This window comes from Vibrio sp. YMD68 (genome assembly GCF_029958905.1).
Lineage (GTDB): Bacteria > Pseudomonadota > Gammaproteobacteria > Enterobacterales > Vibrionaceae > Vibrio.
In genome coordinates this window covers 2,265,150-2,289,127 of sequence record NZ_CP124614.1, presented here as the reverse complement: position 1 = coordinate 2,289,127, position 23,978 = coordinate 2,265,150, and the positions used below count along the sequence as shown (strand labels likewise).

22 protein-coding genes are annotated in these 23,978 nt (G+C 45.0%); 16 read left to right on the top strand and 6 right to left on the bottom strand.

The annotated features are described in order from the left end of the window. From ccmD to QF117_RS16265, 7 genes are all read left to right on the top strand, one after another. On the top strand, nt 1–207 hold the full coding sequence (gene ccmD / locus QF117_RS16295) for a heme exporter protein CcmD (RefSeq protein WP_282386834.1): 207 nt from the start codon (nt 1–3) through the stop codon (nt 205–207). Continuing rightward, nucleotides 204–689 (top strand): cytochrome c maturation protein CcmE, encoded by a 486-nt coding sequence (gene ccmE / locus QF117_RS16290; RefSeq protein ID WP_282386833.1) that lies wholly within the window; start codon nt 204–206, stop codon nt 687–689. The genes ccmD and ccmE overlap by 4 nt, the downstream gene beginning before the upstream one ends. Beyond that, nucleotides 686–2,665, top strand: a complete 1,980-nt coding sequence (locus tag QF117_RS16285; protein ID WP_282386831.1) for a heme lyase CcmF/NrfE family subunit — start codon at nt 686–688, stop codon at nt 2,663–2,665. The genes ccmE and QF117_RS16285 overlap by 4 nt, the downstream gene beginning before the upstream one ends. Continuing rightward, nucleotides 2,666–3,220 carry a DsbE family thiol:disulfide interchange protein gene (locus QF117_RS16280; protein ID WP_282386829.1) on the top strand — a complete coding sequence of 185 codons (555 nt, stop codon included), beginning with the start codon at nt 2,666–2,668 and terminating at the stop codon, nt 3,218–3,220. Further along, entirely contained in the window at nt 3,217–3,699 is a 483-nt protein-coding gene (locus QF117_RS16275; protein ID WP_282386828.1) for a cytochrome c-type biogenesis protein, read from the top strand. The genes QF117_RS16280 and QF117_RS16275 overlap by 4 nt, the downstream gene beginning before the upstream one ends. After that, entirely contained in the window at nt 3,699–4,919 is a 1,221-nt protein-coding gene (gene ccmI, locus QF117_RS16270) for a c-type cytochrome biogenesis protein CcmI (protein ID WP_282386827.1), read from the top strand. Before QF117_RS16275 ends, ccmI begins: the two co-directional genes overlap by 1 nt. 114 nt (nt 4,920–5,033) lie before the next feature. Next, the gene (locus QF117_RS16265) at nt 5,034–5,900 is read left to right on the top strand and encodes an MlaA family lipoprotein (RefSeq protein ID WP_282386826.1); all 867 of its coding nucleotides are present in this window, start codon (nt 5,034–5,036) and stop codon (nt 5,898–5,900) included. Between the two features lie 137 nt (nt 5,901–6,037). Here QF117_RS16265 and QF117_RS16260 read toward each other — a convergent pair whose 3' ends face one another. The 4 genes from QF117_RS16260 to QF117_RS16245 all read right to left on the bottom strand — a co-directional run bounded on the left by QF117_RS16260 (nt 6,038) and on the right by QF117_RS16245 (nt 10,479). Next, the gene (locus tag QF117_RS16260; protein ID WP_282386825.1) at nt 6,038–7,324 is read right to left on the bottom strand and encodes an outer membrane protein transport protein; all 1,287 of its coding nucleotides are present in this window, start codon (nt 7,322–7,324) and stop codon (nt 6,038–6,040) included. A 305-nt stretch (nt 7,325–7,629) separates the two neighbouring features. After that, nucleotides 7,630–8,937 carry an outer membrane protein transport protein gene (locus tag QF117_RS16255; protein ID WP_282386824.1) on the bottom strand — a complete coding sequence of 436 codons (1,308 nt, stop codon included), beginning with the start codon at nt 8,935–8,937 and terminating at the stop codon, nt 7,630–7,632. Between the two features lie 260 nt (nt 8,938–9,197). Further along, complete coding sequence (locus tag QF117_RS16250) at nt 9,198–9,911, bottom strand: DUF3379 family protein (RefSeq protein WP_282386823.1); 714 nt, start codon at nt 9,909–9,911, stop codon at nt 9,198–9,200. After that, nucleotides 9,904–10,479: a sigma-70 family RNA polymerase sigma factor gene (locus tag QF117_RS16245; RefSeq protein WP_282386822.1), complete on the bottom strand. Its 576-nt coding sequence runs from the start codon at nt 10,477–10,479 to the stop codon at nt 9,904–9,906. Before QF117_RS16245 ends, QF117_RS16250 begins: the two co-directional genes overlap by 8 nt. Before the next feature lie 644 nt (nt 10,480–11,123). Between QF117_RS16245 and fadI the strand changes: the two genes are divergently transcribed. From fadI to QF117_RS16230, 3 genes are all read left to right on the top strand, one after another. Further along, entirely contained in the window at nt 11,124–12,431 is a 1,308-nt protein-coding gene (gene fadI, locus QF117_RS16240; protein ID WP_026026633.1) for an acetyl-CoA C-acyltransferase FadI, read from the top strand. Further along, a complete protein-coding gene (gene fadJ / locus QF117_RS16235) occupies nt 12,431–14,599 on the top strand; it encodes a fatty acid oxidation complex subunit alpha FadJ (protein WP_282386820.1) in 2,169 nt (722 codons plus the stop codon). The genes fadI and fadJ overlap by 1 nt, the downstream gene beginning before the upstream one ends. 171 nt (nt 14,600–14,770) lie before the next feature. Continuing rightward, nucleotides 14,771–15,319: an NAD(P)H nitroreductase gene (locus tag QF117_RS16230; RefSeq protein WP_282386819.1), complete on the top strand. Its 549-nt coding sequence runs from the start codon at nt 14,771–14,773 to the stop codon at nt 15,317–15,319. Between the two features lie 180 nt (nt 15,320–15,499). Here the strand turns inward: QF117_RS16230 and QF117_RS16225 are convergent, their stop codons facing one another. Further along, nucleotides 15,500–16,378: a LysR family transcriptional regulator gene (locus QF117_RS16225; protein ID WP_282386818.1), complete on the bottom strand. Its 879-nt coding sequence runs from the start codon at nt 16,376–16,378 to the stop codon at nt 15,500–15,502. A gap of 246 nt (nt 16,379–16,624) precedes the next feature. On the opposite strand from QF117_RS16225, the gene QF117_RS16220 reads away from it, so the two are divergent. The 6 genes from QF117_RS16220 (at nt 16,625) to recR (ending at nt 22,731) form a co-directional block, all read left to right on the top strand. Beyond that, the gene (locus tag QF117_RS16220; protein WP_282386817.1) at nt 16,625–17,728 is read left to right on the top strand and encodes a response regulator; all 1,104 of its coding nucleotides are present in this window, start codon (nt 16,625–16,627) and stop codon (nt 17,726–17,728) included. A 459-nt stretch (nt 17,729–18,187) separates the two neighbouring features. Then, entirely contained in the window at nt 18,188–18,595 is a 408-nt protein-coding gene (locus QF117_RS16215) for a YbaN family protein (RefSeq protein ID WP_282386815.1), read from the top strand. Nucleotides 18,596–18,736: 141 nt separating this feature from the next. Beyond that, nucleotides 18,737–19,282, top strand: coding sequence for an adenine phosphoribosyltransferase (gene apt, locus QF117_RS16210; RefSeq protein ID WP_017035227.1), 546 nt, complete (start codon nt 18,737–18,739; stop codon nt 19,280–19,282). Nucleotides 19,283–19,303: 21 nt separating this feature from the next. After that, the gene (dnaX, locus tag QF117_RS16205; protein ID WP_282386813.1) at nt 19,304–21,628 is read left to right on the top strand and encodes a DNA polymerase III subunit gamma/tau; all 2,325 of its coding nucleotides are present in this window, start codon (nt 19,304–19,306) and stop codon (nt 21,626–21,628) included. Between the two features lie 123 nt (nt 21,629–21,751). Then, on the top strand, nt 21,752–22,081 hold the full coding sequence (locus QF117_RS16200) for a YbaB/EbfC family nucleoid-associated protein (RefSeq protein WP_017035229.1): 330 nt from the start codon (nt 21,752–21,754) through the stop codon (nt 22,079–22,081). Between the two features lie 50 nt (nt 22,082–22,131). Next, nucleotides 22,132–22,731 (top strand): recombination mediator RecR, encoded by a 600-nt coding sequence (gene recR, locus QF117_RS16195; RefSeq protein WP_038131343.1) that lies wholly within the window; start codon nt 22,132–22,134, stop codon nt 22,729–22,731. 156 nt (nt 22,732–22,887) lie between these two features. Here recR and QF117_RS16190 read toward each other — a convergent pair whose 3' ends face one another. Further along, complete coding sequence (locus QF117_RS16190; protein ID WP_282386810.1) at nt 22,888–23,955, bottom strand: PLP-dependent cysteine synthase family protein; 1,068 nt, start codon at nt 23,953–23,955, stop codon at nt 22,888–22,890. Between the last annotated feature and the right edge of the window lie 23 nt (nt 23,956–23,978).

Sequence of the window (23,978 nt, the reverse complement as noted above, 5' to 3'; positions counted from 1 at the left end):
ATGTATTTTGATTCACTGAGCGAGCTATTGGAAATGGGCGGCTACGCTGTTTATGTGTGGAGCGCCTTTGGCATTACATTTTTATCAATGTTAATTATTTTAGTCACAAGTATTCGACGTGGTAAGGACTTACTGAAAGAAGTCCAAGCAAAAATAGAGCGTCAAGCTCGAATCGATGCAGCGAAGGATTTGGAGAACACCTTATGAACCCAAGACGTAAAAAGAGGCTCGGTATTGTCCTTGCGATATTTATTGGTATCGCAACAACGGTTGGTTTAATGCTTTACGCACTGAATCAAAATATGGATCTTTTTTACACCCCGACCGAAATCGTCAATGGCAAGCCCAATGGCGGCAAGCCAGAAGTTGGGCAAAGACTGAGAATTGGTGGAATGGTGGTGCCTGGTTCGGTATCTCGTGATCCTAAGTCATTACGTGTTAGCTTCGACCTACGTGATGTGGGCCCGACAGTGACGGTATTCTATGAAGGCATTCTCCCAGACTTGTTCCGTGAAGGACAAGGCATTGTTGCTCAGGGTGTATTAACTGATGCTACCACAATAGAAGCCTTTGAAGTACTGGCCAAGCACGATGAAGAATATGTGCCATCAGAAATTGCCGAAGCGATGAAAAAAACGCATGAACCGCTTCAGTACACTGAAGAGCAAAAACAAGGAAGCTATGAATGATTGTTGAAATAGGCCACTTTGCCCTCATCGTTTCTTTGGGGCTGGCGGTACTTCTGAGTATTTTGCCGCTTGTTGGTGCATCAAGAAACGATACGATGTTAATGAATACTGCAAGGCCACTGTCTTGGGGTATGTTCTTACTTATCATGGTGTCATTCATCGTTCTATTATGGGCGTTTTACGTTAATGATTTTACGGTTCAATATGTAGCGAATAACTCAAATAGCCAGCTACCGTGGTTTTATAGATTAACCGCGGTTTGGGGGGCGCATGAAGGTTCGTTACTATTATGGGCACTCATTCAAGCTGGTTGGACTGTCGCGGTTGCGTCATTTAGTCGTGGTATGCCACAAGAATCGGTTGCAAGGGTTCTTGCCGTCATGGGCATGATCACCGTCGGCTTCTTGCTGTTCATCATCATGACTTCCAACCCATTTGACCGAACACTGCCATTTTTCCCGGTTGACGGTCGTGACTTAAACCCGTTACTGCAAGATCCTGGGCTGATTGTTCACCCGCCTATGCTGTATATGGGGTACGTAGGGTTTTCTGTCGCCTTTTCATTTGCTATTGCGTCACTCATGTCTGGCCGATTAGATACGGCGTGGGCACGTTGGTCTCGTCCTTGGACAACGGCGGCGTGGATCTTCTTAACGCTCGGCATCTCTCTGGGTTCATGGTGGGCATACTACGAACTCGGCTGGGGCGGCTGGTGGTTCTGGGATCCCGTTGAAAACGCGTCATTTATGCCTTGGCTTGCAGGTACGGCGTTGATGCACTCATTAGCAGTAACTGAAAAGCGCGGTACATTTAAAGCGTGGACAGTGTTGCTGGCAATCTCAGCGTTTTCATTGAGTTTACTTGGTACATTCTTAGTACGTTCTGGCATTTTAGTGTCAGTACATGCATTCGCCTCCGATCCTGCACGTGGAATGTTTATTCTAGGCTTCTTGATCTTTGTTATTGGCGGCTCTTTACTGTTGTTTGCCATTAAAGGGGCCAAAGTACGTGTACGTGGTAACTTTGATCTGGTTTCCAGAGAAAACGCATTACTCGGTAACAATATACTCTTGATCGCTGCGCTGACGGTGGTTTTGGTCGGTACATTATTGCCTCTGGTTCATAAGCAGCTTGGCTTGGGTTCTGTCTCGATTGGTGCGCCATTCTTTGACATGCTATTCGCTTGGCTCATGATTCCATTCTCATTTTTACTGGGTATTGGGCCACTTATCCGTTGGAAGCGCGATCACTTATCTAAGCTGATCAAACCTATGGTGATTTCAGGTGTGTTATCACTGGGTCTTGCTGCGCTTTCTGTTTATCTTTTTGCTGAACATTACAATGGTATGGCGTTCATGGGCTGGGTTATGGCTTACTGGATCATTATCATGCATGGCTTTGAGCTTTACGAACGAGCAACGCACAGACATAGCTTTGCCGTCGGTATTACCAAACTGCCTCGCAGTCACTGGGCGATGATTCTTGCTCACGTCGGTATGGCTGTGACCGTTATTGGTATCGCAATGGTTCAGAACTACAGCATTGAGCGAGACGTTCGCTTAGCACCGGGTGAGCATTATCAAATCCAAGGGTATGATTTTTACTTTAAAGGAATTCGTGATGAAGATGGTCCGAATTACGATGGTTTCATTGCCGATTTTGAAATCACCAAAGACGGTGAATACGTCAATACTCTGCATGCAGAGAAGCGCTTCTATCGTACATCGAAATCAATGATGACCGAAGCCGCTATTGATGCAGCCGTTACGCGTGACCTTTATATCGCAATGGGTGAACGCCTGGATGATAACGTTTCATGGGCAGTACGTGTTTATTACAAACCCTTTATTCGCTGGATTTGGGGCGGTACGTTATTAATGGCTTTAGGTGGCATTTTGGCAATCAGTGACAAACGTTACCGATTCAGAAAAAGCGATGAAAAGTCAGCTGCAGATCGCGGTCTAAAGGAGGCATAAATGAATAAGAAAATACTGTTTCTGCCTTTTATCGCCTTTCTCGCATTGGCCGCTGTGTTTGCTACGCAGCTGGCTCGAAACGCACAGGGAGACGACCCAACTAAGCTAGAGTCGGTGCTGATTGGTAAGCCTGTTCCTGAGTTTCGTTTAGAAGATCTTGCTCAACCTGGGAAGCTTTACAGTCAGGATATTTTTGTAGGCGAGCCGTTGCTGCTTAACGTATGGGCGACATGGTGCCCAACGTGTTATGCAGAGCACCAATACTTAAACGAATTGTCTGCAAAGGGCGTGAAAATCATTGGATTGAACTACAAAGATCAACGTGACAAAGCCGTCGGCTGGTTAACCGATCTGGGTAATCCCTATCTTATTAGCCTATTTGATGGCGATGGCATGTTAGGGCTAGATCTCGGTGTGTACGGAGCACCAGAAACCTTTTTGATTGATGCTAAGGGTGTGGTTCGCTACCGCCATGTTGGTGATGTAAATTCACGTAACTGGGCGGAAAAGCTGGGCCCGATGTACGCTGAACTTCTCGCGGAGGCTAAGCAATGAAAAAGTTAATCCTAGCATTTTTTGCTGTTTTTGCGATTTCGATGGGGGCGAGCGCGGCGATTGATATCTACGAATTCGATACGCTCGAACAGGAATTGCAGTTTAAAGACCTCAGCCATACGCTTCGCTGCCCTAAATGTCAAAATAATACCATCAGTGACTCAAATGCCGAGCTTGCTCAAGATTTGCGTCAAAAAGTGTATGAGATGACAAAAGAAGGGAAGTCAAAATCAGAAATCGTTGATTACATGATTGCACGTTACGGCAATTTTGTGACTTACAATCCGCCTTTGACACTTGCGACGTCAATTTTATGGGGTGGTCCGTTCATCATCATTGTAATCGGGTTTGGCTTGATTATTGTGCGCAGCAAAAAATTGAAAGCTGCGAAAGCCACAGCCGATGATGCCTGGGATGCCGATAAAGAAGCACGTTTGAATGCGTTGCTTGATGAAAAAAATGATGGAGACAAGCAGTAATGACATTATTTTGGGTCGCTTCTGTACTATTAATTCTCTTTGGTTGTTTAATGATTGCGCTGCCTGCGATAAAGCAAAAGGCCAACAATGACCAGATCCTGAGAGATGAGCTAAATAAAGCGTTATATAAAGACCGATTGTCTGAGCTTGCTGTCGAGACCGAAGAGGGTTTGGTTGATAACGAGCAAGAGCTGGTTTCGGATCTTAAACAATCACTGCTCGATGACGTTCCAACCGATAGCGACATTAATCGCGTATCGGCGATCTCACCGATGACGTTTGTCGTGCCATCTATATTGCTCGTGATCGTACTTTCCTACGGGGTGTATGCGAAATTTGGTTCAATGGATAAAGTCATCGAATGGAATGAAGTCACCAACACGTTGCCAGAATTGTCGAAAAAGCTAATGAACCCTGATGGGGTCATGCTCACTGATGATGAAATGGACGATTTGACGTTGGGATTGCGTTCTCGATTGCACGTTGAACCTAATGATGCAACAGGCTGGCTATTGCTAGGAAGAATCGCATTAGCTAACCGCGATGTTGAAACGGCCATTGGGGCAATGAAGCGAGCGTATCGACTTGATACCACTGACACTGACTCCCAGCTTGGTTTTGCTCAAGCATTGATGATGTCTGACGATGAAGGGGAGCAAAATCGTGCTCGCACGATTCTGAACAACTTAGTGCAGCAAGATTATGTTGATCTTCGAGTTTTCTCTCTGCTGGCCTTTGATGCATTCGAACGCCAAGATTACCCAGCTGCGATTAAGTTCTGGGGAGTGATGCAAAAAATGATTGGCCCAGAAGACAGCCGTTACGAAATGTTGTCTCGAAGCATTGAAAGCGCTCAAAACAAAATGGGTGAAACCATGACCGCAGCTGGTGGCCGTGTTGCAGTCACTATCGCGATCAGTAACGACGTTAACGCAGCAGAGAATGATGCGTTAATCGTATCGGTACACAGTGCGGACGGTTCTCCAATGCCCGTTGCTGCGGCTCGCTACCCATTAGGCAGTTTTCCTCGAACTGTCGTTTTAGACGATAGCAACAGTATGATGCCAGGGCGTAACTTGTCGGATTTAGAAAGCTACATAGTGCGCGTTCGAATTGATACAGATGGTAATGTTTCAACCAGAGAAGGTGACTGGTACGGAGAAAGCCAAGTCGCACAATTTGGTGAATCGGTTGACGTTGTCATTGATAAACGTTATTGATAACGAATCAGCTGTTATACTCATAACGATGCACGATTAGTCATTGTTAATAAAGGCCGATGCATTCATCGGCCTTTTTTGTTTTTTACACGCTTTACTTCATGGAACAAGTAAATGGATTTAAACCGAGTGCGTTTTATTAAGCTCACACTGCTGTCTGTTTTATTGACGGGCTGTGCTTCTTCACCTGATGATTCCGCATCAGATGATGCAGCGCGTGGTTATTCAGCCCCAAATCATTCCACGGCGGGTGATAGCGCCTTGTCGAATAACCCTGAAAACGGTAACCCACCGCACAGTTCTGGAGCCAACCCATCAGGAAACGAAGGTGATCCGTTTGAAAGTTTCAACCGCACTATGTGGGCGCTCAACTTCGATTATCTAGATCCTTACTTGGTTCGTCCAACCTCATTGGCCTATGTCAATTATGTCCCTTCGCCGATTCGAAAGGGCATTGCGAACTTTCTTTCGAATTTGGATGAACCGTCGAGCGTGGTCAATAACCTCATTATGGGGAACGGTGAAAAAGCCTTAGATCATTTTAATCGCTTTTGGTTGAACTCAACATTGGGTTTGCTTGGCGTGATTGATATTGCTTCTGAAGCGGGGATTACCAGACACGGCGAAAAAGTATTCAGTGATGCTGTTGGTCACTATGACGTAGGTAACGGGCCTTATGTGATGGTACCGGCTTATGGTCCTTGGACTGTGCGTGAAGCAACAGATGTCGTCGACAGCTTGTACGCGCCACTCTCTTACCTCAATATTTGGGCTGGGCTAAGCAAGTGGGCGTTAGAAGGGATGGAGTCGCGTGCTCGTTTAGTGTCGCAAGAATCCATGCTCTACGATTCACCTGACCCATATGCACTGAGCAAAGAAGTCTATTTACAGAATCAAGATTTTAGAGCCGAGATTGAACGAGATAATTACGATGAAGATGAAGAAGATTTTCTCGATGACTATCTTGATGAAGAATTTTAGTCCTAATCAGCTTACATGAGCAGTGATTACATAAGCAGTGATTAGATAAGATGAGATTACATAAGACGTGAATAGAAAAAGAGGTGACAGTATTTGTGTCACCTCTTTTGGTTTTATCGTTGCTGTTCTATCACAGCCTAGAACGTGTAGTTCGCTTGAACGCCAAGTAACCAAACACTTCCTGATGTTGTTCCTGTGAATGCGCCGCCAACAGCCTGAGCTGCATCATCGGATGCGTAACCACGAGATTCACTGATATTGGCGTCTTTAGCCAGAATGTAAGTAAAGCCCGCATCTAGAGTCAGCTGTTCACTTATGTCATGGCTTGCACCGATACTAAGCCAAGTACGGTCCGTTTCTGGAATGGTGATTGTGCGATTCTTGTCATTTACCGCAGACGTGTCGTAGGCAACGCCTGTTCGAAGTGCGGTCTTTTGGTTGAGCTGATAAGTCGCGCCTATTGCGAAACGGTAGTTGTCTTCCCAGTTTTCGACCTTGACCATATGAGTCCCGTACGTCTCTAAATGAGCTTCTAGCTTTTCAAAGCTGCTCCAGTCCGTCCAGTTTACGCTTGCATGAATGGCCAATTGCTCGTTAAGCTGATGAAAACTCGCGATCTCTGCGGTTGCGGGTAGAGCGAGGTTCATGTAGCCGTTATCACGAGTGGCTGAAGGAATGCCAAAGCCGATCCCTTCCGCGTAACCTTCTAGTTTTAGTTCTACTTCTGATTTATACGCGAAACCAACTCGGTGATCGTCGTTAATTTGCCATGCCGTACCGACTTGCCAACCCCATGCTGTGTCATCACCTTCCATGTACTTGAGTGTTGTACCCTGAGGTAGAGTGGGTTCTGATTGAGCTGGAGAAGTTGCACCGAAATGCCCTTCACCCATGACATAACGAATACCGCCGCCAACGCTAAGCGCTTCATTCAGCTGGTACCCTACGTTGAGGTTTGCTTCCATGCTTTTAACCATGGCTTCGTTACCAAAGTGATTGGCAGCGAAGTCTTTATTCATCTCGGTTTCCATGCCGTAATTCGTGCCAAATGCGACACCAAGTACCAGTTGCTCATTGAGCTGGTGAGAAACATAGAAATTAGGAATAACGGCGCTGTTTGCGAAATCGTCTGATTGTGTATTGAGCGCGCCGTTGATCTGTCCATTCACATCAATGTTTGGGTCAACGTAGATAGCACCGACAGATATTTGAGTACCAGAAAGATACGTCATCATTGCGGGGTTACGCCATTGTGCGCTGGCATTATCAGCCATGGCGGCTTCGCCTGCATAAGCTCGGCCAAGGCCTGTGGCTGAGTATTCTGCTAGCTGAAAGCCTGCGGCAAATACGGCAGAAGAAGTAGAAAGCAGACCAAAGGCAACTGCGCTAGCTAGTAGTGTTTTTTTTGAATTATTGAAGTCCATGTAATCGTACCGTTCGCTGAGTTGAATCAATATCGTGGCTGAATGGTACGTTTAGAGTTATTACTTTAAAAATAAAAAAGAGTAAAACTAGAGTATTTAGTCTAATTATCTTTAAAAGTGGATTTATGTAGTTAAAAAACCTAGATGTTATGAGGTTGTTTCATTTTTTGAGCGAACAGCTGTGATGCGAAATGAGAGGTTTTTGAAGAAGACTTGAATTTTTCAGGAAGGAAAAATATCAAAAGGGCTGGAAAACCAGCCCTTTAACGATCTTAAAAACAGCGACTACTTTAGTAGTGAAAAGCTTAGAAGCTACGGCTGTATTGAAGACCGACTAGGATAGCATTTGCGTGAGTTGTGCCAGAAATACTAGATATGTTTTCCGCTGTACCTGTTGGGTGCGCAGTACCAAAGAATGGGTTTGCGTTAGATTCAGAAACTTTTACATCGTCACCAAGTAGGTATGTGAAACCAAAGTCTATGTTTGATGCTGTGTCGATATGGTATGTGAAACCTGCAGAGAACCATTGGCGATCTGAATCTGGTACTGAAATCGAAGTAAGCTCATCTTGTGCACTCGTGTCGTACATGTAACCTGCACGTAGTGTCCAATCTTGATTCAAGAAATAAGTACCACCCAGTGAGTAGTGCATACCATCTTGCCATTTATACTGATTTAGCTCACCAGCTTTTTCGCTTTTAAGTACATCAAATGCGCTCCAGCCGATCCACTGAACACTATAGTGAACTGCAAATTTAGTGTCCGTTATTTTATGGAAACCAGAGAACTCTAGCATATCAGGTAGTGGCATTAACAAAGTATCGTCTGAATATTTAACACCTTTAAATGTCACGTCTCCATCTGCTTCTAACTCAGGGCTGTAGTGATAAGCTAAACCAAAACGATTGTTTTCGTCCAACTCATAAACAGTACCTAGGTTAAATCCAACAGCCCAACCGTCAGCATCTACATCTAGTGCTTTGTCCGTACCTAATGCGCCTGCAATTGCAGGGCTAAAGCTTCTTTGTAGCTTACCTTGACCATAGATTAGATCGAGGCCGGCACCAAAGCTCCATTGCTCGTTCAAACGGTAAGAACCAGCAAGACCAAGGTTCATGCTCTTAACATCGGTCAAACCGCCATATTCATAGCCAGCGTATGTGCTATCAAATTCTGTTTTTGTACCAAAGTTAGTATAAGCATTAACACCCCATGCAAACTTATCGTTTACAGGCACTATCAAATGGATGTTTGGCACAAGTGACGTATCGCCTGCATCACTGTAATTGGCGTTTTCTGAGCCCATAGCTCCGCCAGTAACTTGGCAAGTTGGTCCACAGTAAGTTGCGTCTTTCACTTCAATTTGAGAAGTAATAGATGTGAAACCCAGCGACAATTCAACAGAGTCAAACAATGCCATTGCTGCTGGGTTACGTGCCATGACTGATGCGTTATCGGCGATAACGGCGTCACCAGCGAATGCGCGGCCAAGGCCAGTTGCAGATTGAGCGTTAAGTTGGAAACCTGCTGCTGCTACTTGCGCAGAGGCAAGAGAAGCTGAGGCGATGGTGACTGCGAGAAGCGATTTTTTAAACAGACGCGAGTTGTTCATAGTTGCTTTTTCCTTTTTGTAATATTCGCCTCTAGTTGGGCGATATATTTGAGCAAATGCTCAGTTGGTGGCTGATCCTAGACTCAAGTATATAGCAAACAAATCCGACCACCGTTAAATTGGCAGTGAAAATTAACGAAATGATGCCTATCTGGCAGGAAAAAGGGAATAAAACGCTGTTTTTAGAGTTAAGACTCTATAAAATAGGCTCAAAAAAGGCCCTGATATGCAATCAGAGCCTAGTATGAAATAAGCACGGTTTATAGGCTAGATATCACCGACGAGGCAATTTTAGCGACGTTTTCGCCTTCCTCACCCACCACGATTAAGCTTGCGTTTGCTAATGGTTCAACAACGCCCGTCATGCCTTTTTGGTCAAAGACCTTACGATCTTCTTGAGAGATGTTGGTGATGAATAGGGTCACTCTTCCATGTTCACCGGCAAAGACCATGTGCAGTGCGTTAGAATCACCAAAACCGCAGTGATTCAAATAGTAAACATGGTAAGGAAAATCATCTTCAAATTTCATTTTAAACGGCAGCATCTTGGCATTGATCTGAAATAGACCAACCCGCTCATCAAGCGGCGAAATAAAGTCGCGTTCATCAATGACATGTTTTATTGCCGTGTCAGCCAGACTCGCCTGAGCAGGAGAAACAAGCAGATTCCCCCAGTTGAGTTGCCCCGCTAACAGACCAAAGGCAAAAGCAACAGAGGCCGCGAATGCCATTGAACGCTTAACAAAGTTAGGCCGAACAACATTGGGTTCTTCATCTGGCTGGCTGAATAGAATTTTATCAGCGAGATCTTCAGGCACATCAACATTCATGGCCTTTAGAATTCTATTGTCGAGATCAAGAACATCGTCTAAAAACTTCGCGTTGGCTTCGTTGCTGTTTATCGCGTCTATAATGTCTTGATCACGTTGCTTAGGATCAGACATGACATGGCGGCGAAATTCTAAATCATCCATTTTGCTGCCCTCTTGTAGATTGTGATGACTCCATCATCTCTTTTAATTGGTTTCGTGCTCTGAACAGTCGTGTCATGACAGTGTTTTTATTGAGTTCGAGAATCGAACCTATCTCTTCACCACTAAATCCGCCGACAACCTGTAAAAAGAGTGGTTCGCGATATTCGACATCCAATTTCATGATCAATGTTTGTACCCATTCAGATTGGTGATGAGCATCATCGCTGACGATGGCATCATTACTGTAATCATCGATGTCGACTAAATCGAACTGCTTTCGTTCAAAGCGGCGAGCATTCTCACGTCTCAATATCGTAATGAGCCACGATTTTGCTGCTTTCTCATCTTGTAAGCTATCAAGTGATTTCCATGCTCTTAAGCAGGTCTCTTGCACCAGATCTTCAGCAATGCTTTTATCTTTGCATAGCCAAAAGCCATATCGAAACAGGTCGCGATGATAAGCACGTACGAGCGCTTCATATTTTCTTTGTTTGTCCATATCAGAGTTGACCGTACGTTTTGGATTTTTCTTTCCAAAGAATTCGATTATTGACACATAAGTCTCCATCCAGGGGTCATGAGCACAAAATATGAGATAAAATTGATCTACTTCAAAATCTTATACTTAATTGTGGCTATAGTACAACCTGTCATCTAGCTAACTCTATGAGTTAGTGTGTTGAGCAAGATGACACTTCCTTTTGAAGGCTGACTTTACTTTCTCCTAATCAGGAAACTGATTTTTCAATTGGCGTTAAGTTAATTGCTTTATACATTCCAACCACACAACTTTGTGTGGTTTTTTTTTGCTTTTAATTCATTTGCTTATATTTTTAAGTGCCTGTTTCATACTTAATGTTCTTATTTTTCTTCGCCATTGTTTTACGCAATAGGTCACTCGATTAACTTGTTTCACTCATTACGCAGTAGTCCTCTATATCGGGCTAATCTCACCCTGAACGTTAAAAAACTAATCAGACTGTTCCGACTTTTAACGTGTAAAACGGATAAATTTGAATACCAGCTCTACTTCTTATCTATGATGCTCCCTCATTTGTGGCTCACTCAATCTCGCTTAGTTCACGTTTATTCAAACGTCCGTTTGATTGTGTTAACAATTTCGTTACAATGCATCAGGTCTGACCTCTATTTTTGAGTGCAAAATGTTTTGAATGGCGAATGTAAGGAGAACTAATGGGCAAGCCAAATAATATCAATAAGCAGATACTGCAAACACGTTCCGGTGAACGTATTGCTATCGTTGCGGGGCTTCGAACCCCTTTCGCTCGTCAAAGTACTGAATTTAGCCATGTACCTGCCGTTGATCTCGGGAAAATGGTGGTCAACGAGCTACTCGCACGCAGCGAAGTTCCTGCGGAATTGATCGATCAAGTGGTGTTTGGCCAGGTAGTTCAAATGCCTGAAGCCCCAAATATTGCTCGCGAGATAGTGCTGGGTACTGGAATGAACATTCATACTGATGCTTACAGCGTGACCCGTGCATGTGCAACGAGTTTTCAATCGGCAGCGAATGTAGCCGAGAGTATTGTTTCTGGCACTATCGATATTGGTATTGCTGGGGGCGCGGATTCTTCATCGGTTCTTCCGATAGGTGTGTCAAAAAAACTGGCCGCTAACTTACTGGCGTTGAGCAAAACCAAAACCGTTGGGCAAAAGCTGAAAATCCTTAAAAACCTATCTCTTAAAGATCTGGTTCCTGTACCGCCTGCCGTTGCGGAGTATTCAACGGGCATCTCCATGGGGCAAACCGCGGAACAGATGGCGAAAACGCATGGTATTTCGAGAGAAGATCAGGATGCGTTAGCGCACCGTTCCCACACGCTTGCAGCAAAAGCTTGGGATGAAGGAAAGATTTCAGGTGAGGTCATGACCGCCTTCCCTGACCCGTATAAAAAGTGGATAGATAAAGACAACAACATTCGTTTAGATTCCAGCCTAGAAGGGTACGCCAAGTTGCGTCCTGCGTTTGATCGTCAATACGGCTCCGTCACTGCAGCAAACAGTACACCTCTGACCGATGGTGCTGCCGCTGTTATGTTAATGAGAGAAGGACGCGCAAAAGAGCTGGGCCTTGAAGTCATGGGTTACATTCGTTCCTACGCTTTTTCTGCCATTGGCGTTGAGAAAGATATGCTCATGGGGCCATCGTTCGCCACTCCTATCGCACTCGCTAGGGCAGGCATTGAGCTTTCCGATCTTACGTTGATCGATATGCACGAAGCGTTTGCAGCGCAGGCGCTTTCTAATGTGAAGATGTTCGCCAGTGACAGTTTTGCTCAGCAGCATTTAGGCCGAGGCAAAGCGATTGGTGAGATTGATATGGATAAATTTAACGTACTTGGCGGTTCGCTAGCGTACGGGCACCCATTTGCAGCAACGGGGGCAAGAATGATCACTCAAACACTGCGTGAATTAAAACGTCGTGGTGGTGGATTGGCGCTCAATACCGCGTGTGCAGCGGGTGGCTTAGGTGCAGCAATGATTTTGGAGGTTGAATAATGTCTCAGTCTAAAGCGTTCCACTTGAAAGTGGATGAGAATAAGGTGGCTTGGCTTTCAATTGATGTGCCGGGCGAGAAGATGAACACGCTTCAGTCTGCCTTTGTTTCCGAAATTAAAGATATTTTGGTTGAACTTGAATCTTATCAAGATGAGCTCAAGGGCGTGATTATCCATTCCGATAAGCCCGACAACTTTATTGCGGGGGCCGATATTCGCATGTTGGCTGAATGCAAAACAGCCCAAGAAGCGCAAGCGCTCGCAGTGCAAGGGCAGGAGATGTTTCAGGCGTTGTCTGATTTGCCTTACCCTGTCGTTGCCGCTATTCATGGGCCTTGTTTAGGCGGTGGGTTAGAGCTGGCACTGGCGTGCGATTACCGTGTGTGTACCGATTCAGATAAAACCCGACTTGGTTTACCTGAAGTGCAACTAGGCTTGCTGCCAGGTTCTGGCGGTACGCAGCGGTTACCAAGATTGATTGGTCTACTGCCTTCGCTTGATATGATTCTAACGGGCAAACAGCTTCGTGCTAAAAAAGCGAAAAAGCTGGGTGTTGTGGATGCTTGTGTCCCGCAAAGTATTTTATTTGATGTGGCTTTGTCCATGCTTGATAAAGCATCCAAAAATAAACATAAAAAGAAAAAATCGTCGACCAAAGAAAAGTTGATGTCTAATACTGGGCTTGGTCGTAAAGTGATTTTTGAACAAGCGGCAAAGAAAACTGCGCAGAAAACACGGGGCAATTACCCAGCAGTCGACAGCATTTTGGAAGTCATCCGTTATGGTTTAGAAAAGGGCATCAAAAAAGGGTTAGAGCAAGAAGCGAAACGCTTTGGTGAGTTGGTCATGACCGAGGAGTCTAAAGCGCTTCGTTCGATTTTCTTTGCGACAACCGAAATGAAAAAAGAGCACGGCAGCAGTGCTGAGCCAGCGAATATCGATCAAGTAGCGGTATTGGGCGGCGGTCTTATGGGGGCAGGGATCAGTCACGTTACCGTCACCAAAGCCAAATTACCTGTGCGTATCAAAGATGTGTCCAATGATGGCGTGTTAAACGCGCTGAGATACAACAATAAGCTGTTTGATAAGCAACGAAAGCGCCGAATCATTTCTAAAGCTCAACAGCAATCTAAAATGATGCAGATTTCAGGCGGTATCGATTTCGCACGCTTTAATACGATGGATGTTGTGATTGAAGCGGTTTTTGAAGATCTTGATTTGAAACAGCAAATGGTGGCGGATGTAGAAAGCAACGTGAAAGAGAGCACTATTTTTGCGACCAACACGTCTTCTTTACCGATCGCTAAAATTGCAGAGAAAGCGCTTCGCCCACAAAATGTGATTGGCTTACACTACTTTAGCCCGGTTGAAAAAATGCCGTTGGTGGAAGTGATTCCACATCAATCGACCAGCGACGAAACGATCTCTACGGTCGTCGCGTTAGCGAAAAAACAGGGCAAAACACCGATTGTCGTTAAAGACTGTGCGGGTTTTTATGTGAATCGAATTCTTGCTCCGTACATGAATGAAGCCGCCGAGGTGCTGCTATCAGGAGAGCCGATTGAGCATTTAGATCAAGCGCTGCTTAATTTCGGTTTCCCAGTGGGTCCGATTACCTTGTTGGATGAAGTGGGTATTGATATTGGCGCGAAAATTATGCCCATTTTAGTCTCAGAGCTTGGTGAACGTTTCCAGGGCCCGGATGTCTTTGACACGCTACTGAATGATGGCCGAAAAGGAAGAAAGAGTAATAAAGGCTTTTATTCCTATAAAGGTAAGAAGAAGGAGGTCGATAAGTCGGTTTACAAACTGCTTAAATTGAATCCTGACATTCGTTCGAGCGAGAAAGATATTGCTATCCGGTGTACCTTACTGATGCTCAATGAAGCGGTTCGCTGTTTAGATGAAGGTATCATTCGTAGCGCACGCGATGGCGATATTGGGGCGATTTTCGGCATCGGCTTCCCACCATTCCTTGGCGGCCCGTTCCGCTACATTGATAAACTGGGCGTGAAGACGGTTGTGGAAATGCTTAACCAACATGCGGAAAGATACGGGAATCGTTTTGCGCCATGTGATGGGTTATTGACCCGAGCAGGAATTGGTGAATCTTTCTACTCGGACGCCAAAAAATCACAAGACGAACCACAAGGCGATAACGCCGAGTAGCCTCAAACGGGTTGGCGACGTTAGGCCGTGATTCCCTATATCCCTCGATATATCAGGGTTTTGCTATCATCAAGGCGAACATTTAGTGTTCGCCTTTTTCATTATTGAGAGCTATTATCAATAACGTATTAGCGTAACTTATCTAAAATGATGAAAATAGAAGGACGTAAAATGGATGCTCTTGATTTATTGCTCAATCGTCGCTCGATAGCAAAGTTGTCAGCGCCGGCTCCTGAGGGGGTAGCATTAGAGAATATTATTAAGGCTGGATTACGAGCGCCAGATCATGCCGCGTTGACTCCTTGGCATTTTGTGATTGCACAAGGTACGGGGTTAAACAAACTTGCTGCGATATTAGAACAATCGGCAATTAATGCGGGTAGAGAAGAGGCGGTGATAGAGAAAGCCAAAAAGGCGCCTTTTCGAGCACCGATGGTGATCACCGTGATTGCGAAAATTACGCCTCATGAAAAAGTCCCTGCGGTAGAGCAAGTAATCTCGGCAGGATGTGCGGCTCACGCAATGCAAATGGCAGCAGTAGCGCAAGGCTTTCAAGGTTTTTGGCGTTCTGGGAAGTGGATGTTCGATTCTGAGGTGAGAAAAGCATTAGGTGCTAGCGAACAAGATGAGATTGTTGGCTTTTTGTATCTTGGAACACCCGGTTGCACACCAATGAAAGTGCCAGAAAGAGAGTTGTCGAAATTTGTATCGTTCTTGTAATTCGGCCAAGCCATGTATGAAGAAGCGAGAGTCATGAACTCTCGCTTTTTTATTACCTGTTTATTACCTTTTTTATTACCTGTTTATTACCTGTTTATTACCTTTTTTATTGCCTGTTTATTACCTGTTTATTACCTTTTTTATTGCCTTATTTCTGGTGAGGATCTAAAGCGAGTCGCGTTATTTCGGTTGCGAGTACTCGATAACAAAATCAATAAATAGGCGTACTTTTTCAGGCTGATGCGCTTTGTGGTTATAAAGCATATAGATATCTCTCGGGTTGGCACTCCAGTCGCTGAGAACCCTAATTAACTCACCATTCTCAATATACTCTTTTAGCATCACATCGGGCATAAGCGTGATGCCTAAACCGTCAGAGCAGGCTGTTCTGACAATATTGAGAGTACTGGCACTAAAACGGCCTTTGTCATTATTGACTACCGTTTCACCAGAAGCGTTAGATAACTGCCAACGAATCAGCGGATGACCCTTTAATAATGCATGATCACTGAGCTCTTCTGCATGTTTTAGCTCTGGTACCGATGCCAAGTATTCAGGGCTAGCCACCAATATATCTTTTACTCCGCTAATTTTCCGTGCAATGAGGCTAGAGTCTCGTTGTGGCCCGACTCGAAAGATAACGTCCCACTCAGTTGGGTCTAGCTCATCGGCGTGGTTGCTCATCGCCAACTCGATATTGATGTCAGGGTATCGTTTCATGAATGCGTTTAACATCGGCATCATCAAACGCTTTGTCAGGTTAGAAGGCGCAGAGAGCTTGATCTTGCCTGCGGCTCCTCGGCACTCATCGGACAGTTCTTCAGTCATCGAGGTGAGTCGCTGTAATAACGGCCCGCACTCATTGAAGAAACGTTCACCTGCTTCCGTTAGGGAAAGTTTACGCGCATGGCGGTTCAGCAATCGAAGATTTAGGGATTCTTCCAAGGCTTGAATACGTCTAGTAATGGTTGCCACAGGAACTAGGGTTTTTCGAGAAGTTGCGGTGTAGCTCCCATTCTCGACAACAAGTCTAAAGAGATTTAGGTCGTCTAATTTCATTATTACCGGTACGAATTTTACATGTCGTTACAATCTATACGTTTATCAGTTGCTAAAATATGAGGCGCGTCAATAAGTCGTGATAAATGTGACTATGTGTATATATAGTATGCAACTGAGCTAAAAAACGGAATATTTGTATAAATTCACTTTCGCGGCTATTTTTTAAGAGTAAGTTTTATAGCTAACAAAAATAATAATAGTAATAGAAACGTTAGTGGGTTTGGACAGATGAGGCAAAATCTTATGTACAAAAGTCACAACACGGCTGCGGTGCATTCGGCATACCCGGCACCCGATAACAAGTTAATTTTGCTCGTCGATGACGACCCTGTGTTTCGTCGCATCGCGGGTGGGTATTTAGAGAGTCAAGGTTATGGTGTTGTCGAAGCTGAAAATGGCTTAGAAGCACTGAAAAAACTCAGATTGGATGAACCTGATCTGATTATTAGCGATTTATCCATGCCGGTCTTAAATGGCATTGAGTTCGCAGAAGAAGTGAGCTTGGAGTATCCATCGTTACCTCTGATTGTGGTTTCCGCAACGGACGACATGGCGGATGTTGCTAAGGCTTTGAAATTTGGCATCAAAGATTTTTTGCCAAAACCTATGACCAACTTTGAGCACTTGGGCAGCGCCATTGAAAGCACGATAGAAGACAGCAGTGATCACCTGTCTGATATGCGCGACTTTGCGACCCAGTGGTTTCAGGTGGATGATGGCGGCGAAGTGCCAGAAGATCAGGAACTGCACTGGCATTTAGAATACTTGCAAGAAAACCCAAGTGCAGCGAGAGATCTTCTTCATGCGCTATTGCCAGAAAAAGACACATCACAAGGCGTTTGGAAGTGTAACTATCGGTTGCTCCAATCGACAGAAAGCATGCCATTAGTATTTGACTATGCGTGGTTGATGGATGGTCAGTTTGTTTTCTATCTCGTTGATGCGTCGTCGAGTGAAACCCATGGTGCGGCAACAACGTTACTGGTAAGAGCGCTATTCCATGATTATTTGAGAAACCTTAAGAGTGCTAATGTTGACTTGAAAGATCTTGGGACGATTATTGAAAGAGGAATCAGTTGCTCAACCTGCGCTAACCCTGTGAATGCGATATTTGGTATTGCCGACCTAGCAGAAGGTTCGGTCACGATACTGCCCGCAGGTTTAGATGCTCGGTGGTCCAATGGGTACGCTTCTCAGCACATCGCTGGTGGTGTGATGTTAGGCGATAACTGTAATAAGAACTTTATGACCGCTGATCTTGCTATCAATAGCGCGTGCCAACTTTCTTTGAGTAAATTAGGTGTGAGTAGTTTTGCCCTAGATATTTATCAAGGAGCCAATGCATAAGGTCCGTAGAATACTCAAGTAGAAAGGCGTGAAGTCTTGAGCAAGAAAGACAATTTTAAGTGATTAAAATACCAACAAAAACCCTAGTTTTTGTTGGTATTTATCTCTTTTGTGATGAGTTATAGTTCGCGAACAACAAAAAACGCTCATTTACTTAGCAATATTTCAACGTTGTTATGACCTAGAGCGATAAAGATAACTTTCACACTAGAGTAGTAAAATCATGGCAGACAACGACTTTCAAGAACCTTATAATATCTTCTACTTCCTCGGATTTATCGCAGTCTTATCCATTCCTTTGCTTCCAATGATCTTGACTTGGATTCGCGTGGTTAATGGTTACGCGGTGTTTTAGGATTTCTGCAGCGCAGTTTTTCTATAGCGCAGTTATTTTCCATAGCATACTTAGTTACTTAGTTACTTAGTTACTTAGTTACTTAGTTACTAGCTATTTAGCTATTGTCGGAGCTCACCATCAATATTCGTCGTATCTTCCTCAATATTGTTGGTGGCTTGAGTTTATTTTTAGGCCTATTAGGCATTTTACTTCCTCTTCTCCCGACCACTCCATTTGTATTGCTTGCTAGCGCCTGCTTTATGCGCAGCAGCCCCCGTTTTCATCAATGGTTACACGGCCATCCTACTCTCGGCCCAATACTGACCCATTGGCACCAACATCGTGGTGTCACATTGAAAGTCAAACAACGAGGAGCGGTAATGATAGTGCTCAGCTTTTCGTTCTCTATTTGGGTCATTCCGCACGTTTGGTTAAATGCCGCGCTGTTGATATTCATGTTTGTCCTGTTAGCGTGGTTTATCCGTTTACCTGTGATAGAGTCGGTTGCTGATAATAAAGAAACCCACTAAAATTACATTGGCCTACTCATGAAGTGGGCATTTTGTTTTTTATCGCAACAGGCTGTGCTATTTGTTGCACTGTAATCAATGCCGATACGCCCAAATGAACGCACTTTTGGGTGAATTTGCCAATCGAAAGAAAGTTGAATTATGACGACCGAAACAATTTCACTGATCAAATCTAGTATCAAAAGTATTCCTGACTACCCAAAGAAAGGCATCTTATTTCGTGACGTAACCAGCCTAATGGAAGATGCACAAGCTTATCGTGCAACGATTCAGCTGTTGGTCGAAAAATACAAAGATATGGGATTCACCAAAATTGTAGGTACGGAAGCTCGTGGCTTTTTATTCGGTGCTCCTCTTGCTCTAGAGTTGGGTGTTGCGTTTGTTCCTGTGCGTAAACCAGGCAAGCTTCCTCGCGCAACCATCAGTCAATCATACGAGCTAGAGTACGGTACTGATACACTGGAAATTCACACTGACGCGATTTCCGATGGCGACAAAGTTCTGATGGTGGATGACCTACTGGCGACTGGCGGTACCATTGAAGCGACAACGATATTGATTCGTCGTTTAGGCGGCATTGTTGAACACGCTGCGTTTGTTATCAATCTACCGGAAATTGGTGGTGAGAAACGTTTAGCGGCATTGAATCTCGATGTTTATAGCATTTGCGAATTTGAAGGCCATTAATCTGGTTATTTGGAAGAATTGATGAGTTATCTTGCTTTAGCACGAAAGTGGCGACCGACTAAATTTAATGAAGTTGTGGGCCAGGCACACGTTTTAACGGCGTTAGAAAATGCGTTAACACAAAACCGTTTGCACCATGCGTATTTGCTGAGTGGAACTCGTGGCGTCGGTAAAACATCCATAGGGCGTTTGTTCGCTAAAGGACTCAATTGCGAGACGGGCATTACAGCCACACCATGTGGTGAGTGCGATACGTGTAAAGAGATTGATGAAGGTCGATTCGTTGATTTACTAGAAATTGATGCCGCCTCGCGTACTAAAGTGGAAGATACTCGTGATCTTCTTGATAACGTTCAATATAAACCCGCACGTGGGCGCTTTAAGATTTATCTTATCGATGAAGTTCATATGCTTTCTCGCCACAGCTTTAATGCCTTACTCAAAACTCTTGAAGAGCCGCCTGAGTATGTGAAGTTTATATTGGCGACGACCGATCCTCAAAAGCTTCCAGTCACCATTTTGTCACGCTGTTTACAGTTTCATCTGAAACCGATCAGTGTTGATACTATCCATCAGCAATTGGACTATATTCTAGCCCAAGAGAGTGTTTCATCCGAGCCAAGAGCGCTCGGCATGATTTCCCATGCGGCTGATGGCAGCATGCGTGATGCGTTGAGTTTAACGGATCAAGCCATCGCGTTAGGTAACGGGAATGTAGAATCAACACTTGTCGCGCACATGCTTGGTACATTAGACACTGACCAAGCGATGCATCTGCTGGAAGCGATCAGCCACAAGCAACCCAAGATGGCGATGGACTGCATTGAAAAGTTGGCTGAAAATGGCGTCGAGTGGGATGGCTTGTTGCAACAACTCGCGGCGCAGCTTCATCGGATGGCGATGTATCAAGCGTTACCAGTCACGCTTGATAAAGAGCAGCCAGACGCTGAAAAAGTCGAGCTGCTTTCGCAAGCTTTGAGCCCACAAGACATTCAACTGTATTACCAAATTGTTTTAAAAGGCCGCAGCGATCTTGCTCACGCGCCGAGTGCTCGTATGGGCTTAGAAATGATTGTATTACGCATGTTAGCGTTTCGTCCTGCGACAGTGACGGGTACAAATCGTATTTCTACCCAGTTGAGCGATGCCCCTGTTGCCGCCCAGAATCAGCCTCAGCATTCGGCTGCAATAGACAGCTCTAGAGCGCCGATGGCGAGTACGTCAATGGATAGCGATCCAATGGCTACAACAGCAATGGCCACCGCACAAAAAACGGCAACACCTATGACGAATCAACCGACTCAGCAACCCGCTGCTGAAAATGGTGTGGTCAATCGTGGCGGTATGAACAGCGGTGTGGCTGGTAGTGAATTAACCCCGTCATCGTATGATCAATATGACCGAGCCTCTCATGGCTATATGCCCGAGGAAGAAGCGCCTTATGTGCCCCAAGAACACAGGGTTCATTCAAGAACACAGCAAATGGATTCAGAGCTACCTCAAGCGGCTCAATCCGAGGTGATACCGCCTCAGACGCCAGTGAACCCTGAGCCTACAAAAACAGCGTCGTCACCATTGAGTGGCTTGCGTCACCAATTACGTTCGCAACGCCAAGGGTTGAAATCTGCGCCAAATGCTTCAAAAGATCAGCCTACGGGATCGCCAAGAACCACTCTACAAGTTCAGGATTCACGACCAAAAAAGCCTAGAGCGGCATCCGCTAAATCAGAAACTGTCCTTGATCGTGTGGCTAAAAAGCACTCAGGAACAGCGCCGGTGTCGCTAAGTTCTCATTCCTCACTGATCGAAGGGACGGACAACGCTCAAGCCAGTGGGGACGAACCCTACCAGTGGAAAGCGTCAAAGCCTATTGCGCCAAAGCAAGATAATGGACTCACACCCACTCAAATCAAAGCGGCTCTAGAGCACATCAAAACACCAGAAATGGTGGATCGGTTAATGAGCGAATCTATCGAGCAAAGTGAATGGGCTGCACTCATCCAAAAGCTAGAAACCGCAAAACTTGTTGAACAATTAGCTCTCAATTCATCGTATCGCCAAGAAGGGAATACGGTGAACTTAACGTTACGAAGTGCACAAGCTCATTTGAACACCGAACGAGCCTGTCAGGAATTACAGCAGGCGCTTAGCCGAGTGAAGGGGAACGAGTGTCAGTTGGTGGTTGAAGTGGGCGAAAGTGGTGAAACACCCTTAGAGTTGAGAGAAAAACTTTACCAAGGAAAGTTACAACAAGCTTTTGACAGTTTAGCAGCGGACAACAATGTCCAGTTTATTGAAAAACGGTTTGCAGCTACCTTAGACAGAGACAGTGTCCGGCCTATTTAATGGAACACGAATTGACGATAAGCCAACGGAATTGACACTCAGATAATATAGAATCCGTGGGGTTGAATTTAAACAACGTCAACCCCATAAATAACGAAACACCCAATAACCAGAGAGACGCGAATGTTTGGTAAAGGCGGTATGGGCAACATGATGAAGCAAGCCCAGCAAATGCAAGAGCGCATGCAAAAGCTTCAAGAAGAAATCGCAAGCATGGAAGTGACCGGTGAAGCTGGTGCTGGCCTTGTTAAAGTAACGATCACAGGCAGCCACAGCACTCGTCGTGTAGAAATTGACGAGAGCTTAATGGAAGACGATAAAGAGATGCTTGAAGATCTTATCGCAGCGGCATTTAACGATGCAGCACGCCGTGTAGAAGAGACTCAAAAAGAAAAAATGGCGAGTGTAACTGGCGGTATGCAATTACCACCAGGTATGAAGATGCCGTTTTAAAGCTCAAGCTTATTGTCATTAGCTTTTTGAACTAAATAAGCGAATTATAGATGCGTACCAGTCATATGCTGGAGCATTTGATGGAGGCCTTACGTTGTCTGCCTGGGGTTGGCCCCAAGTCGGCACAGCGTATGGCCTTTCATTTGTTACAGCGCGATAGAAAAGGCGGCTTACAGCTTGCCGATGCACTCAGCCAAGCCATGACCGAGATTGGTCACTGCACCGAATGTCGAACCTTTACGGAAGAAGAGGTTTGCCATATTTGCAGTAATCCTAAACGTCAAGCTAATGGCTTGCTCTGTGTGGTAGAAAGCCCTGCCGATATTGCAGCAGTGGAAGCAACAGGGCAATTCTCTGGGCGATATTTTGTGTTAATGGGGCATTTGTCGCCATTAGACGGGATTGGCCCCAGTGACATTGGCCTCGATATGCTTGATTTTCGCCTTCGTCAGAAGGACATTACTGAAGTGATTTTGGCAACGAACCCAACGGTTGAAGGGGAAGCCACAGCGCAATACATTGCTGAGCTTTGCCGAGAACATCAGGTTTCAGCGAGTCGTATTGCACACGGTGTGCCTGTCGGTGGTGAACTTGAACTCGTGGATGGCACGACCTTGTCTCATTCACTGTTAGGCAGACACAAGCTGTAGCATTCAGTCGCTCTCAACAAAGTCGAAATCAAAAGATAAAGAAGCCGCTATCAATGAATGTTATTTCATAAGATAGCGGCTTCTATTTTTTCTCTTTTAAAGCGTCTTTTTTTATAGCGTCATTTATTCTTCTTAGCGATGTTCTTAACTTTTAAGCTAGTCAAGGTGGCCTGTTTCAGAAAAGGTATCGAGCTTGTCTAAATACGGCCTTAAATCGCCAATATTATCCGCGACCCATTTCTCATCGTAATACGTATCTAAATAGCGCTCTCCACTGTCACATAGAAGAGTGACGATCGATCCAGTCTCTCCACGTTTTTTCATCTCACTCGCTAACTGAAGAACACCATAGAGATTGGTACCTGTTGAAGCGCCCGCTTTACGGCCTAGGATGTTTTCTAGCCAGTGAGCCGTGGCAACACTCGCTGCATCGGGAATGGTACGCATTTCATCCACCACACCAGGGATGAAACTGGGTTCGACACGAGGGCGACCAATGCCTTCTATTTTACTTCCGCAGTCACCTTTTATGGTTGCATCACCCGTCTTAAAATAGTCGTGGAATACCGAGTTTTCAGGGTCTACTACGCACAGTTTGGTATTGTGTTGTTGGTAACGAATAAAGCGACCAATGGTTGCTGACGTTCCCCCTGTTCCTGGGCTCATCACAACCCAGTCAGGAATGGGGTGATCTTCACGTTCCATTTGGCTAAAGATCGAATTAGCAATATTGTTATTACCGCGCCAATCGGTAGCGCGTTCTGCGTAAGTGAATTGATCCATATAGTGACCATCTAGCTCTTTTGCTAAGCGGTATGATTCGGCATAAATTTCGTCAGAACGGTCAACCAGATGTGCTTTCCCACCGTAAAATTCAATTTGTTCGATCTTTTTAACCGCGGTACTTTTGGGCATAACCGCAATAAATGGCAAGCCAAGAAGACGAGCAAAATAGGCTTCAGAAACCGCGGTGCTGCCTGAAGATGATTCGATGATCGTGGTTTTTGGGCCTACCCAACCATTACAGATTGCGTACAAAAATAGAGAACGTGCTAAACGGTGCTTTAAAGATCCCGTTGGGTGTGTACTTTCGTCTTTAAGATAAACATCGATGCCTTCGATACTGGGTAATTCAAGCTTAATGAGGTGAGTATCTGCAGAGCGTTGAAAGTCGGCTTCAATTTTACGGATCGCATTGTTAATCCAGTTATGATCAGTACACATAAGGTGATTCCTTCGATTTGGTA

Coding starts and splice junctions, on each gene's coding strand:
- ccmD (WP_282386834.1), top strand. CDS start 1: ATGTATTTTGATTCACTGAGCGAGCTATTGGAAATGGGCGGCTACGCT.
- ccmE (WP_282386833.1), top strand. CDS start 204: ATGAACCCAAGACGTAAAAAGAGGCTCGGTATTGTCCTTGCGATATTT.
- QF117_RS16285 (WP_282386831.1), top strand. CDS start 686: ATGATTGTTGAAATAGGCCACTTTGCCCTCATCGTTTCTTTGGGGCTG.
- QF117_RS16280 (WP_282386829.1), top strand. CDS start 2,666: ATGAATAAGAAAATACTGTTTCTGCCTTTTATCGCCTTTCTCGCATTG.
- QF117_RS16275 (WP_282386828.1), top strand. CDS start 3,217: ATGAAAAAGTTAATCCTAGCATTTTTTGCTGTTTTTGCGATTTCGATG.
- ccmI (WP_282386827.1), top strand. CDS start 3,699: ATGACATTATTTTGGGTCGCTTCTGTACTATTAATTCTCTTTGGTTGT.
- QF117_RS16265 (WP_282386826.1), top strand. CDS start 5,034: ATGGATTTAAACCGAGTGCGTTTTATTAAGCTCACACTGCTGTCTGTT.
- QF117_RS16260 (WP_282386825.1), bottom strand. CDS start 7,324: ATGGACTTCAATAATTCAAAAAAAACACTACTAGCTAGCGCAGTTGCC.
- QF117_RS16255 (WP_282386824.1), bottom strand. CDS start 8,937: ATGAACAACTCGCGTCTGTTTAAAAAATCGCTTCTCGCAGTCACCATC.
- QF117_RS16250 (WP_282386823.1), bottom strand. CDS start 9,911: ATGGATGATTTAGAATTTCGCCGCCATGTCATGTCTGATCCTAAGCAA.
- QF117_RS16245 (WP_282386822.1), bottom strand. CDS start 10,479: ATGGAGACTTATGTGTCAATAATCGAATTCTTTGGAAAGAAAAATCCA.
- fadJ (WP_282386820.1), top strand. CDS start 12,431: ATGTCTCAGTCTAAAGCGTTCCACTTGAAAGTGGATGAGAATAAGGTG.
- QF117_RS16230 (WP_282386819.1), top strand. CDS start 14,771: ATGGATGCTCTTGATTTATTGCTCAATCGTCGCTCGATAGCAAAGTTG.
- QF117_RS16225 (WP_282386818.1), bottom strand. CDS start 16,378: ATGAAATTAGACGACCTAAATCTCTTTAGACTTGTTGTCGAGAATGGG.
- QF117_RS16220 (WP_282386817.1), top strand. CDS start 16,625: ATGTACAAAAGTCACAACACGGCTGCGGTGCATTCGGCATACCCGGCA.
- apt (WP_017035227.1), top strand. CDS start 18,737: ATGACGACCGAAACAATTTCACTGATCAAATCTAGTATCAAAAGTATT.
- dnaX (WP_282386813.1), top strand. CDS start 19,304: ATGAGTTATCTTGCTTTAGCACGAAAGTGGCGACCGACTAAATTTAAT.
- QF117_RS16200 (WP_017035229.1), top strand. CDS start 21,752: ATGTTTGGTAAAGGCGGTATGGGCAACATGATGAAGCAAGCCCAGCAA.
- recR (WP_038131343.1), top strand. CDS start 22,132: ATGCGTACCAGTCATATGCTGGAGCATTTGATGGAGGCCTTACGTTGT.
- QF117_RS16190 (WP_282386810.1), bottom strand. CDS start 23,955: ATGTGTACTGATCATAACTGGATTAACAATGCGATCCGTAAAATTGAA.